Below are 12,635 nucleotides of genomic sequence, written 5' to 3' on the forward strand. Positions count from 1 at the left end.
ATGTGACCCCCCTGTATCCGCCCTGTGACACCTTAAACCTGTTCTTATTTAGGAGGTATTAAGGTGTTCAAAATTACCAATGACGATCAGGCCGAAGGTTTTGGCGAATTTTTCGACCAGTCCTACGCCGATGATTACAATGAAATCCCTGAAATGTGCGCTGACAACGCGGACTGGGAAGCATTGTATGCAAATGGCATCGACTACCGCGGCGCTGCGCGACTTGCGCTGACTGGTTTCGAAACGCTAGATGACGAACAGGTCGATCAGGCGCTGGCTGATATGTTCGACACGATGTCGCCCGAAGATGTCGAAAATTTCATGCGGACCTTGGGCCAATTGGGCCGCACCGCTGCGGGGATCGCGTCCAAGGCAATGCCCGTTGTGGGACAGGCCGCAGGAACGGTTCTGGGCGGTATCATCGGCGGCCCAATCGGCACGACGATTGGCGGGCACGTCGGCGGTGCTGTCGGCAATCTGGCTGGCGCCGGTCTGAATCAGCTGGCCACACAACAACCGCGCCAACGACGCCCACGCCCGAAACGTATTCGCATTCGTCCGCGTCGCCGCACCATGCGCAATATCGGCCGCCGCGCCAACCGTGTGGGCCGTGCCGTGGGCCAAGTCGTTTCCCAACAAGCCACACGCGGTGTTTCGCAGTTGAATACCCTTTTGCAAAATCCAAACGTTCAGCAGGCAATCGGATCCGCGACGACCAATTTTGCGGGGCAAATTACAAATGCCGCAGGTCAGGCCCTGTCCCAAGAAGAAGCGAACATCGCGATCATGAATGCCATCGCTGACATCGCTGCGGAATACGAACAGGCGCTGGATGTCGAAGGTGTGGCCTATGACACCTCCGAAGCCGAAGAGTTCCTCGCCTCGGACTAAATCATCATGACCGATACCCCCCACCACGACCGGACAGCCGCGATCATTAACGCGATGACAAACGGTCAAGGCGATAGCCAGTTAGAGGAAACGCTCGCGCTGCTTCGTCAGGTACGCGATTTGCGCGACGCGGCCACCGCTCCACGCAAATCGTCCCGCACCTCGGCCAATGTTGTTCGGTCCATGCAGCGTCAAATTCGCAGAATGGAAGAGCACAGCGAAATGTTGGCCTGTGCGCTGGGGGCGTGTCCTGCGTGCTGGGGCAGCGATCCCGACTGCCGACAATGCGCAGGCGAAGGATCACCGGGTTTCTTTTTACCAGACGAGGCCTGTTTCGACCGTTTCGTCCTGCCGGTGATCCGAAAACTAACCCAGACCGACCGGCGTCCTGCCGCTCGGTTCACCCAAAATCGACCTGCCAACCCATTTCGGCAGGACATCCCGAATGCGTTCAAATTCAAAGGAGATTTAGAATGACTAGCGCAATTGATCAGAACCAACTGCTACGCCTAATGGCCATGCAAGGTGCCATGCAAGAAAGCGACGATTGGGACGACGAAGACGATTATTACGACGACGAAGATGACTTTGAATTCGCCGATTATGACGATGATGATGACGACGAAGGTTTCATGTTCGATTCCGATGACGACTATGATGACGACGATGAAACCTGGGATGGCGAAGCCCGTCGTCGTCGCCGCCGCCGTGGGCGCAAAACCAGCTACCGCAAGGTCCGCAGCCGCAACTTGCGCAAGATGAAAGGCGCCAAAGGCACAACACTAAAGGCCCCGAATGGCCAACAAATGCGGGTCAAATTCGGCGAAAGCTTTGCCAAAGCGAAAGACGTCAACAAACTGATCGCTGACACAGAATCCAAATTTAAAGCCGCGTTAAAAGAACGCCGCGAAAACCACGCCGCATTGTCGAAAAAAATCGCGACTGTGGATGGCGACGTCAGCAAAGTATCGGGGCGCGTCAAAAAATTGGAAGGCAACGCCCAAACATCCCAATTGATGTCGTTGCTGTCATCCCCGCCCAAGATCGAAAGCATGACATTCGAAGACGTCCCCGGCGCAGACAATCAGGTCAAAGTCAAAAGCGTCAATTACGCCAAACAAGACATGATGCTGCCCCTGATCCTGAGTGGTGCGTTGGGCGATACGGGTGGTGACAATTCTGCGCTTCTTCTGATGGCGCTAAGCCAGAACAAATAAGGATCCGGATATGTCTATTGATATTGCAACCATCTTGCCGCTGATGAAACTCACCAGCGACACCCCCGATGCGGTTCGGACCTCGGCCATGTTGAACATTATGGCGCGGAACAACCCGACCGTTGCTGCCATCGCCAACGCACAGGTTGTGGAAACTGCATCTGATCTAAATGCAGAGAAAACAACATTGTCGTCCGAAATCACGACTTTGAAAAAACGCGAAGACCTGTTGCTAAACCATGCGGTCACCAAAGCTAAATTAGCACTGGCGAAAGAAACGTTGGTCAAAGCAGTGGATCTGGCAGTGAAAAACGCGGCGACAAATATGACAATCGACGACGCGCTAAAACAGATCGCATCAGAATGACAAACCCGCGTGCAGGGCCAATCACGGCCCTGCACCAAATAGCGGAGCATTCCCATGAAACCCGAAAAACTAGGCTTTGCCTTTGCCGCACAACGGCTAGGCACCGAAAAAGCTGTGCCATTCCTTGCGCTTGATCCTGACATGCCCACGGCGGCAAAGCTGCTGTTGGTCCAGCGTTTGATCGACGATCTGGAAACCAAAGATGTCGCCGTCCAAACGTCAGATACGGTCACCCACCGCATCACAGAACTGGAAACCCAGCTGAAGCAGTCAGAAGATTTGGCTGCGCAATACGAAACCATAGCGGCTAATGAAACCGAACTTTTGGCTCGTTTCGAAGGCCCCCTACGCGCCATGTTCGCAGCAGATAGCGATATGTCTCGGGCTGATCTGGCTGGTTTTCTAGAAAATATTTCCCGCGAACCGCCCGACCTTGCGCGCGAACAATTACTGAATTTGCCATATTTCGACGGCATCATTGACGCAAAAAAATCGTCCCCAAAAACGATCAAAGCGATTGCGCAAAAATTGGTCGGTCGCGACGACCTGACGGCAAAACAAATCCGCACGGAAATCGACCACCTAATCACAATCGAAAAAGCGTATTCCAAGTTCATCCAATCAGAGGATTCAACCCGCGCTGAATTGATTGAACGCATCGCAGAGATCGACGCCAAAATGAAAGAAATGGGCGGCGAAACCGGATTTTATGCACACGCCATTCTTTCCACTGATCCAGAAGCGGAAGACGTGGCCGAATTCATGAAGTTGATTAGCGCTGACACCCCGATAGCTACCAAAGCCCGCGCGGAGCTAGACGCATTTTTTGAGGCCTCTCGCCCTGAAGTATCAAAAATCATGGCTAAATATGTGGGCAAAAAATCCGCCCGATCGGGGGACTAATGGACCCTGCATTACGTGAACTGCTAGCCGAAGGCGACCCCATTGAAGAAATCGAAGCAATCTTGCGCCTTACCCCCGGCGCGACAGAATTACCTGCCGAAGCAACGGAAATAGCCCGTTTCGCTGAAATCATTACGGTGCGCATTCAACGTCAGGCGATTGAAACGGTTTGGTCCCATCCGTCCGTACAATCGCTCAAAGCGCCACGCGCACTGCAGTTCGATGAACCGTCTGATGACGGGTTAGGCGAATGGTTCGCAGGAACATCGGGTCGCCGCAGCTTTGGCAATCAAGGCAAAGGCGTTGTTGTCGGCGTCATCGATTGGGGATTTGATTTTGCGCATCCCGCGTTTTTAGACAAATCTGGGAAATCCCGCATTTTGGCCCTTTGGGATCAAAGGAACCAAGGCCCCAATCCGCCGCGTTTTGGGTATGGCACGGTCCACACACAGCGGGCGATCAATGCCGCCCTTGGCCATCAACGCCCCTATCAGGTTTTGGGCTACCACCCCGGCGATTCCGATCGCGGGATGGGCGCGCATGGCACACATGTCGCTGATGTTGCTGCGGGATCATGCCGCCCAAACGGCGGCGGCATGGCGCCTTTGGCTGACCTTGTGTTTGTGCACCTCGCCTCTGCGCCGCTAACGGGGCTTGCCAGTTTGGGCGACAGCGTTCGCCTGCTCGAAGCGTTGAAATTCATCGAAGAAACCGCTGCGGGGCGGCCTTTTGTTGTGAACATGTCTATCGGTCGGCACGGCGGACCGCACACAGGGCTCACGCTGGTCGAACAGGCCATTGATCGGTTTTTAGAAACGGGCCCCAATCGGTTGGTGGTACAGTCGGCTGGCAATTACTACACCGCGAAATCCCATGCCTCGGGCCGTATTCTACCGGGCGGGCGCGGTGATTTAACCTGGGTGACACGGGCCACGGACAAAACGCTGAACGAATTAGAGATTTGGTATTCAAACCGCGACGCGTTTCGTTTGGAACTGACCCCACCAAACGCCAGCACCCCGCTCACGGTCGATTTGGGCGGCGCGCGCGGCATTTTTCAGCCCGATGGCCGCGAAGCCGCCCGCATTTACCACCGCGCCTATGATCCCAACACACCAGATCACCATATCGAAGTTTTTCTGAAACCCGACGCACCGGCTGGCGAATGGAAATTGTCTTTGGTTGGCGACACCGTCGAAGACGGTCGATGGCACGCGTGGATCGAACGCGATAGCGGCAATCCAAAATTTAGAACTACATTCCAGACCGATCAAATCGATCCGTCAGGTACGATCGGGTCCATATGCAACGGGTTTTTGCCGATCGCTGTCGGCGCAATGCAACAAACAGCGGCAGGTCCGCGGCCCGCGGCCTTTGCGTCGGCAGGTCCAACGCGGGACGGGCGGCAAAAACCCGACCTTTGCGCCCCCGGCTATCGCATACGTGCCGCGCGTTCGACCCCCCGTTGGAGCCATCGCCCCCGCCCGGGCGTCACAACGATGTCCGGCGCGTCCCAAGCATCCCCATACGTCTGCGGTATCGCGGCCTGCTATCTGTCAAACAGCACCGCACCGCAATCGATCCACGACATTCGCGCTGGCCTGATGTCCATGGTCACGCCAGCTGCGTCTTTAGCACCCCATTCGGACCAACGCATGGGTGCCGGTTTCATTTCCCCACCACGATTTTCAAGAAAGGATAAGTTATGACATTTCATCGTTCCCATGAATGCGGATGCCAAACGGGCCCGCAGCAAATTTTGGATTCATTGATGTCAGCCAGTGAAGCCACGGGTTTGCCACCCGCTGATCTGATTTCGGCGGCCTCTGTTGGGACAGGCCCGTTGGCGGGCAAGGTTACAGCCATCACTGAAAATCTGACCGATGGCGATATTCTAATCGCCCGCAATCCATTCGACGAAAATGACCCCCATATGGAAATCATTGGCCTTAGCGTCAGTGCCGAAGCCGCCGAAACCTATAACGGTCCAATGGAATTTGATGCCTATCGCATAGACCCCGAATGGCTGGCACCTTTGCTAACCCAAGCCGCCAAAGCCGCCATTCCCGGTGCCGTTAGCAGCCTACTAAACGGTGCATCGGGGTCAGTTTCGTCTTTGATCACCGATCCAACGCTGCCAGTTCGGAACACGCTAAAAACAACGCAAACAGCAATTCAAACGGCCAGTCAGGGGATCGATCTAGGCGTCAAAGTCTACAATATCGGCAGCGCCGTTCGCAGATCACTGAAAGGTTTGAACTTCAGCGCAAAATCAATGGAACTACGTTCTGATTACGAAGCCCCCAATAGTGGCTACCATACCGATGTCTGGCGGTTCGAATTGCGGTGCAAATATGAACGCGGCGGCAGTGAATATGCGACCTATCCATTTCAAATTCAGGTCGAACACGATTGTTATTCCATTCGCAAAGCTGTGGTAACAGAACTATCCCCAACGGTCGGGTATCTTGGCCACGAACTGACCATCGATTTTTCGCCCGCACGGTCCCCCAGAAATAACTCTATCCCATTGTCGGGTCAGATCAGCGTGATGGGGCAATGGGACCCTGCCGATATGTTGGGCCGCATCCAAGAAGGTTTTTCAGGCGCCATTACGGTCCATGCGAACGGCAAGGTCGAAATACACAACATGCGATCCGATTTGGTTCGCCCCTATGGTCTACGCCATCTGAGCGGCCCATGGCGCAATCGGTGTGGATCAGCCTATGATCGGTTCCGCCAAGCACCTTCGCGCCCGTCGCCGCGACCTACGGGGGGCACGTATCGTCCACCGGCTGCATCCATCCGCGATCCGCTGAACGGGAAACACATCTTTTTCGGATCGGGCAGATCAAACAGCACGGGCGAAATCCGCGCGCTTGTCCAACAATGGTGGGGCACCCTGCGCCCGAATTTGCAATCCATGATCGCGAATGGCCAAATCGCCGTACGTGTCACAGGGCACGCCGACCCAACCGGCAGCGAAAGCGGCAACCGCGCCCTGTCCCATCGGCGGGCATCATTGGTTGGCGGACTGGTACAAGCACAGACAGGCAACAATGCGCGGGTTCATATCGCAGGACTGGGATCGTCCGAGGCCCGCCGCGCAGGCGTGCCATCTGGTCGGTCTGATCCAAATTGGCGACGCGTGACGATCAGTTTGGACAATGGAAATTCATTTCGGTGACGCGCTGGCCCTGCAAATTGCAGGGCCTTTCGTCCCAATTTTTTCGGAATAGTTGACCCTTGGTTAACTCCAAAAATCGATGCGCAAAAAATCATTAGTCTTAGATGTCGAAATTGATTATCACTTTGTCTACTAATGAAAATTAACCGATTAATGGACATCGCTCTTTGATCCGGGGCATGCAAGAAAGTGATATGATGACGAAAAATTTGAATGTCACAGACGCAGACCGTTTGGCCGCGCTATACGGTACGGGCCTATTGGACAGCCCATCCGAAGAAGTGTTCGATCGCCCCGTCCGGATCGCGTCTCATATCTTTGGCACGCCGGTCGCGTTGTTATCATTCGTTGATGAACGCCGCCAATTTTTCAAATCCCAACTCGGGCTCCCGACAGATGTAGCAGAGGCCCGCGAAACGCCTTTGTCCCATTCGTTTTGCCAACACGTCGTTGCGAACCAAGAACCATTGGTCGTCACGGATGCACGAAACGTGCCCGAACTGCGCGACAACAAAGCCATCAACGATTTAGGCGTCATTTCCTATCTGGGTGTTCCAGTCAAAGAACCGGGCGGCGAAATTTTGGGATCGTTTTGCGTCATTGAAAATGAGCCACGCAAATGGACCGATGACGAATTGGAAATCCTAGAAGATTTGGCAAAAGGGATCGAAACAGAACTGAAACTACGCGCACAATTGCAGCGCGCCGAAGCCGCCGAAGAACAGACAAAGCTATTGACGCAGGAACTAAACCACCGCGTCAAAAACCTGTTCACGATTGTGTCGGGCATTGCCAGCATGACCCTACGCTCTGCCGAAAACGTCAAAGAGGCGCGCAAAACACTGGTTGATCGTATCCAAGCGCTTGCAAGCGCACATTCGCTGATCCAACCCGCGTTGTCTGGGCGCCCAACTGACGATAAGGGCGCAACCTTTGATGTATTGCTGACAAATATCATCAAACCCTATCTGCATGACGGATTGAACGTCCGCGTGCAGGGGCCAAGCTTTGCGTTAACTGGACCGGCCACGACCGCGATGGCACTGATCATTCATGAATTGGCCACCAATGCCGCAAAATATGGGGCCCTTTCTGTAGACTGCGGCACCTTGGACCTAACTTGGACCCTAAGCGACGACACACTTACGTTCGTTTGGCATGAACAAAATGGCCCTACCATTGCCCAAGCGCCGACAAGCAACGGGTTTGGGTCCACGTTGATCAATTCAACCATTCGTCAGGATCTAGGCGGATCATGCGATAAAATTTGGGACGCGGACGGTTTGAAATGCACAGTGACCGTACCGCGTGATCGCCTAACCAAAGATAATTAGGCCCATTTCAAAACGGACTTGGCCGAACCATGGCAAACCATGTCCCGTTCCTGATCTGTCAGCGGTGCCGCATCAATCCAATCACCAGCCTCTGACGTTGATTCAAATGGATAATCGGCGCTGAACATCACACGGTCAGCCCCCAACATATCAATGGCACACCGCAAAGGCGCATCCGCGCACATCCCCGACGTTGTCACCCATACATTGCGTTTGAAATATTCGGACGGCGCCATGTTCAGCGACATCTCCCCCCGATTGGAAATGCCCCAACGGCTGTCCAGACGCCACAACAGATAAGGCAGCGTTTCGCCCAAATGCCCAAGAATGATCCCCGCATTCGGATACCGATCAAACAATCCCGAAAAAACCAAACGTAGCGCATGCGTCGCCGTTTCGACCGTCCAAGACCAAAGCGGCCCGAACAATTCAGGATGGTCGTTGTACATATGGACGCGTTCAGGCGGGTTATTGGGGTGAATATACACCGCGACACCCAGATCGCTTGCCCGTTCCCAAAATGGCGCATACCGATCATCGTCCAGATACGTGCCGCCCGTTTGGCCGTTTACCATCGCACCTTGCATGCCCAACTCTTTGATACAACGTTCCAATTCGTCGGCAGCAGCCGTCGGATCCTGCATAGGTAGATGGGCCAAGCCACCAAAACGACTTTGGCGGGCCATCTGTTCGGCCAAATAATCGTTCACTTTATGCGCCAGTGTGACGGCCTTTTGTACGTTTTTTTCCGCCTGCACGCCTGGTCCCGCCAATGACAAAACCGAAGTTTCGATATTCACGGCATCCATCGCCTCGATCCGTCTGTCACCGAAATCCAACAAAGCCTCTTTCGCTTTACCAAACAGGTTCGGACTAATGTTGATAGCCGTCGTCCCGAAGTAGTCGAAGAAATCGGGGTGCATGAAATGTTCTTCCAATGCGATTTTGGGTGTCTTTGTCATATCAGGATCCTTTGTGATCAATCGGGTCGATGCGGCGTGCCAAACGATCCAAATCGTCCGCGCAAAACGCCGCCAAATTTTCAGAAATGATATCGATGTCTGCTGCGCTTGGGAAAATCGGGAACCGCCCCAAACATGGCGAAACAATCAGATTTGGCACAGACCAAAGTGGATCATCACCGCGCAAAGGCGAGGTTTGAAATTCATCCAAAGCAGCACCAGCGATGCGATTTTGGGCAAGCGCGTCGATCAGAGCATTTTCATCGATCACACCGCCATTGGCCAATCCGATCAGATGCGCATCAGGCCGCATGGCGGCGATGACTGTATCATCGATGATCTTGTGCGTTTCAGCTGAATTTTCGCACAGCGCAATGACGATATCCGCGTTTGATACAGCCGCATGGATGCGCGCGCGCGGGAAAATTTCCGAAAATCCCGTCACCTCGGTTCGGCGCGTCACGCCTGTCACCGTTGCGCCGAAAACCGACAGCATCGACGCCAGCTTTTCCGCAACTGCGCCCACGCCCACGATGCATACTGTTTTGCCTTGGATCAACGGCTGCGCCCAACGGTCCCAAACGCCCATCCGCTGGTTCATCATGGACCGCGACAATTTACGAACAGAGGCAAGCATCAACAGCATCGCCAGCTCTGCCATTTGCGCAACAGCATCCTCGCCGGTTACGGTCAGCACAGCGTTGGCTGGCGCAACATAAGGCGGCGCGACCAGATGCACCCACCGTAATCGGCTGGCGTCGTCGTATAGCTTTGACGACATCATCGCCCCCTGAGCAATCAGCCCCGTCGCATCCCCGATGGCACGTTGGCAATCGGCCGAAACGGTCGCTGCGATCAATTCCGCCTGCGGAACGCGTTTCGATAGCTGATTTACAATGTCATCCGCTGCGGGATCAAAAACGACAACGCGCATCAGTACAGCAGCCCAGGTAGCCACAGCGCGATATTCGGCATCGCAAATAGCAGTCCGACCAGAATAACAGGCGCGATCAGAAACGGTATGACGCCTTTGTAGATCGCTTTCATGGGCAGGTCTGGAACCTGAGCCCGAATGATAAACAAATTCATACCCACGGGCGGCGTAATTAGACCCAATTCCACCAGAACTGCGACCAAAACACCGAACCAAATCGGATCAAATCCATAGCCAGCAACCACGGGTAAAAACACGGGAACGGTGATCAAAACCATTCCGATGCCTTCTAAAAAGCACCCCAGTACCAGATAGATCGCCACGATCAGGCCCATCACGACCCAAACCGACAGATCCGCCCCTTGCGCCAGATTTAGCAATTGATCTGGCAAACGCGTCTGGACAATGAAATTGGCAAACATTTTCGCGCCGATGATGATCATCAATAGCGCACAAGACACCAAGACAGAGCTTTGGATCGATTTCTGCAGACCATCCCATGTCAAACTGCGCCGGAAAAACCCCAGAGCGATTGCGCCACCTGCGCCCACCGATGCGGCCTCGTTCGGGGAAAATACACCCGTGTAAATACCGCCGATCGTCAGTAGGAACAGAACCACAAATTGCCACGGTTTTTTCAGCGCGCTTAGGCGTTCGCGTAGTGTTGCGGGTTGATCCGTCGGGGCGGATTTTCCTGCCACAAAGGCCGCGACGATCAAATACAATCCCAGCAAAGCCAGACCCGGGATCATTGAGGCCGCAAACAATTGCGCCACCGATGTTTCCGTAACAGATCCGTAGATCACCAAAATAATCGACGGCGGGATCAGGATACCCAGCGACCCACCTGCCGCAACAGAACCGGATGCAAACCCACGGTCATATCCCGCCTTGTTCATTTCTGGCATGGCGATGCGGGTCATGCTGGCCGCCGTGGCCACCGAACTGCCGCACAACGCGCCAAAGGCCCCTGACGCAGCGATTGCCGCCATCGCCAAACCGCCGCGAATACCTGACAGAACGGTCCGCGCCGCGCCAAATAGTTCTGCCGACATGCGCGATTGACTGGCGATTTCCCCCATCAGAATAAAGAGCGGAATAACGGCTAAATTATAGTTTGATGCTTCGTCGAAAAACGTTGTTCCAGCCACATATTGTGCGCCAAACGATCCATTCAGGATGTAATTTCCGACAATCCCGATAACAGCCAACGCAAGCCAAACCGGCTGCCTTAGGAACAACATGATCAACATTGTTCCCAGCCCCGTCATCCCAATCGCAAAACTGGTCACAGCGCGCCCTCCTCTGATGTGGCGGCGATTTTGATCGGGTCACGTAGCAACGATCGCATCTGCATTAGGTACCCCCAAAACGCACAGGCGATCCCAAAAATCGCAACAGACCATAAAATCCAAAGAGGCAATCCCAGTTCAAGAGACCTATCGCCATAGCTCCACGCATCTTTCGCGGGGGTCAGCATCGCCCAGCCAATGTAGGCGAAAATCGAAACGCCTAGCAGTGACGCGACAATGCCCAAACCGCGCACGACGACAGGCGGAACAATGTCATCGATCAAATCAATCGCAATTTCGGCCCGTTGCGCGATGACAGCCCCAATGCCAAAAGCCGTCATGACCAGCAAACAAATGCTGACGACATCATAGGCGCCGCGCACGGGCATATTGATAACAGCCCGACATAAAATATCAGCGATGACAACGATCACCATGATCATCAGCGCAACGCCGGCAATGCCCAGCATAATTCGAATTAGTGGATCTTTTGACATGGTCCCTCCGATCAGACGCCCCCCGCTATACAGGGGGCATCAAAATTATTCGGTATATGCGGCTAGAAAATCAGCTGCGGTTGGACCCGCCGCCGACACAGCAGAGTCGACTATGCCACCGAAAGTTCCCTGCATCCCCGCCAACTGATCGTCTGACAGTGACACAATGGTGGTGCCTGCATCGGACATGTAGGTGCGTCCTTTGGCTTCGCTTTCGTCCCACATACCGCCGAACCATTCTGCACGGTCAGGCCCGGTCGTTTGGGTGATTGCCGCCCTTTGTTCATCGGACAACCGGTTCCACGCCTGATCAGACATCACCAACGCAAAGGTCATGGACGCAATGCCGGGTTCTAGCGTGTATTTCGTCACCGGTCCCAAATGGAACGGCATTGTCGCCTCGAACGGGAATGTTGAAGCGTCAACCACACCCTTGCCCATTGCATCTGCAGTTTCTGCCGGTGGAACAGGAACGGGCGACGCGCCCAAGGCTTCGATGATTTGTTGCCACGTCAGCCCAGCGTACCGAACACGGGTGCCCGCAATATTTCCAACGTCCGACGGGTCAACATCGGCGAAATGCATTTTCAATGGCGGCGTCACGCCCATCCACAAAATATGCGCGCCACGATGTTCGTCAGCCAGCTGGTCTGCCAGCTCTGTCAAACGACGGGATGTGACTGCACTGTTATTTCCGGCGCTGGGATGCGTCAGAGGCAGCCCCGCCAATTCGGACAACGGGAACCGGCCCGGCGTTGCCGAATGCAAAATAACTGCAATGTCCGCCGCACCAGCGCGGATTAGATCGAACTGGCGTGGCGGCGGCCCTAGTTGCGCCGACGAATACATCTCTAATGTCAGCTCTCCGCCTGTTGCCTCTGTCAATTCGGCACCCCACGCTTCGATCGCGCGGTTAAAGGTGTGCATCGGCGGCAAATAGCTACTGACCTTGAGAGTTTCTGCCGCGACCGGCGCGGCCAGCAGCGCAATTGCCGCTGCAGTCGTGAAATAGTTCATCTTTTTTCCTCCAAGTGAATGTCCTTCGGGCCTC

At 54.5% G+C, this 12,635-nt stretch carries 13 protein-coding genes; 8 read left to right on the plus strand and 5 right to left on the minus strand.

The features are described from left to right. The first annotated feature begins 63 nt into the window (after positions 1–63). The 8 genes from ACXAGA_RS14375 to ACXAGA_RS14410 all read left to right on the plus strand — a co-directional run bounded on the left by ACXAGA_RS14375 (position 64) and on the right by ACXAGA_RS14410 (position 7,899). On the plus strand, positions 64–891 hold the full coding sequence (locus ACXAGA_RS14375; RefSeq protein WP_475118166.1) for a hypothetical protein: 828 nt from the start codon (positions 64–66) through the stop codon (positions 889–891). A 6-nt stretch (positions 892–897) separates the two neighbouring features. After that, a complete protein-coding gene (locus ACXAGA_RS14380) occupies positions 898–1,368 on the plus strand; it encodes a hypothetical protein (RefSeq protein WP_475118167.1) in 471 nt (156 codons plus the stop codon). Beyond that, the gene (locus tag ACXAGA_RS14385; RefSeq protein WP_475118168.1) at positions 1,365–2,108 is read left to right on the plus strand and encodes a hypothetical protein; all 744 of its coding nucleotides are present in this window, start codon (positions 1,365–1,367) and stop codon (positions 2,106–2,108) included. Before ACXAGA_RS14380 ends, ACXAGA_RS14385 begins: the two co-directional genes overlap by 4 nt. A 10-nt stretch (positions 2,109–2,118) precedes the next feature. Next, complete coding sequence (locus tag ACXAGA_RS14390; protein ID WP_475118169.1) at positions 2,119–2,475, plus strand: hypothetical protein; 357 nt, start codon at positions 2,119–2,121, stop codon at positions 2,473–2,475. Between the two features lie 54 nt (positions 2,476–2,529). Beyond that, positions 2,530–3,378: a hypothetical protein gene (locus tag ACXAGA_RS14395; RefSeq protein ID WP_475118170.1), complete on the plus strand. Its 849-nt coding sequence runs from the start codon at positions 2,530–2,532 to the stop codon at positions 3,376–3,378. After that, positions 3,378–5,087: a S8 family serine peptidase gene (locus tag ACXAGA_RS14400; protein WP_475118171.1), complete on the plus strand. Its 1,710-nt coding sequence runs from the start codon at positions 3,378–3,380 to the stop codon at positions 5,085–5,087. Before ACXAGA_RS14395 ends, ACXAGA_RS14400 begins: the two co-directional genes overlap by 1 nt. Before the next feature lie 62 nt (positions 5,088–5,149). Beyond that, positions 5,150–6,565, plus strand: coding sequence for an OmpA family protein (locus tag ACXAGA_RS14405; RefSeq protein ID WP_475118172.1), 1,416 nt, complete (start codon positions 5,150–5,152; stop codon positions 6,563–6,565). A 194-nt stretch (positions 6,566–6,759) separates the two neighbouring features. Then, entirely contained in the window at positions 6,760–7,899 is a 1,140-nt protein-coding gene (locus ACXAGA_RS14410; RefSeq protein ID WP_475118173.1) for an HWE histidine kinase domain-containing protein, read from the plus strand. Here the strand turns inward: ACXAGA_RS14410 and ACXAGA_RS14415 are convergent. The 5 genes from ACXAGA_RS14415 to ACXAGA_RS14435 are packed head-to-tail and all read right to left on the minus strand — an operon-like array spanning position 7,896 to position 12,601. Beyond that, entirely contained in the window at positions 7,896–8,861 is a 966-nt protein-coding gene (locus ACXAGA_RS14415; RefSeq protein ID WP_475118174.1) for an amidohydrolase family protein, read from the minus strand. The two genes, ACXAGA_RS14410 and ACXAGA_RS14415, sit on opposite strands and share 4 nt — an antisense overlap. A gap of 1 nt (position 8,862) precedes the next feature. Further along, complete coding sequence (locus ACXAGA_RS14420; protein ID WP_475118175.1) at positions 8,863–9,819, minus strand: NAD(P)-dependent oxidoreductase; 957 nt, start codon at positions 9,817–9,819, stop codon at positions 8,863–8,865. Then, positions 9,795–11,087 carry a TRAP transporter large permease gene (locus ACXAGA_RS14425; RefSeq protein ID WP_475118176.1) on the minus strand — a complete coding sequence of 431 codons (1,293 nt, stop codon included), beginning with the start codon at positions 11,085–11,087 and terminating at the stop codon, positions 9,795–9,797. Before ACXAGA_RS14425 ends, ACXAGA_RS14420 begins: the two co-directional genes overlap by 25 nt. After that, positions 11,084–11,584: a TRAP transporter small permease gene (locus ACXAGA_RS14430; protein WP_475118177.1), complete on the minus strand. Its 501-nt coding sequence runs from the start codon at positions 11,582–11,584 to the stop codon at positions 11,084–11,086. The genes ACXAGA_RS14425 and ACXAGA_RS14430 overlap by 4 nt, the downstream gene beginning before the upstream one ends. Before the next feature lie 45 nt (positions 11,585–11,629). Continuing rightward, positions 11,630–12,601, minus strand: coding sequence for a TRAP transporter substrate-binding protein (locus ACXAGA_RS14435; RefSeq protein WP_475118178.1), 972 nt, complete (start codon positions 12,599–12,601; stop codon positions 11,630–11,632). Positions 12,602–12,635 lie beyond the last annotated feature (34 nt).

This window comes from Marivivens sp. ABH4_498 (genome assembly GCF_056160585.1).

Bases quoted from the DNA above. Each gene is read 5' to 3' on its own strand.
- ACXAGA_RS14380 (WP_475118167.1), top strand. From the start codon at position 898: ATGACCGATACCCCCCACCACGACCGGACAGCCGCGATCATTAACGCG.
- ACXAGA_RS14385 (WP_475118168.1), top strand. From the start codon at position 1,365: ATGACTAGCGCAATTGATCAGAACCAACTGCTACGCCTAATGGCCATG.
- ACXAGA_RS14390 (WP_475118169.1), top strand. From the start codon at position 2,119: ATGTCTATTGATATTGCAACCATCTTGCCGCTGATGAAACTCACCAGC.
- ACXAGA_RS14395 (WP_475118170.1), top strand. From the start codon at position 2,530: ATGAAACCCGAAAAACTAGGCTTTGCCTTTGCCGCACAACGGCTAGGC.
- ACXAGA_RS14400 (WP_475118171.1), top strand. From the start codon at position 3,378: ATGGACCCTGCATTACGTGAACTGCTAGCCGAAGGCGACCCCATTGAA.
- ACXAGA_RS14405 (WP_475118172.1), top strand. From the start codon at position 5,150: ATGTCAGCCAGTGAAGCCACGGGTTTGCCACCCGCTGATCTGATTTCG.
- ACXAGA_RS14410 (WP_475118173.1), top strand. From the start codon at position 6,760: ATGATGACGAAAAATTTGAATGTCACAGACGCAGACCGTTTGGCCGCG.
- ACXAGA_RS14415 (WP_475118174.1), bottom strand. From the start codon at position 8,861: ATGACAAAGACACCCAAAATCGCATTGGAAGAACATTTCATGCACCCC.
- ACXAGA_RS14430 (WP_475118177.1), bottom strand. From the start codon at position 11,584: ATGTCAAAAGATCCACTAATTCGAATTATGCTGGGCATTGCCGGCGTT.
- ACXAGA_RS14435 (WP_475118178.1), bottom strand. From the start codon at position 12,601: ATGAACTATTTCACGACTGCAGCGGCAATTGCGCTGCTGGCCGCGCCG.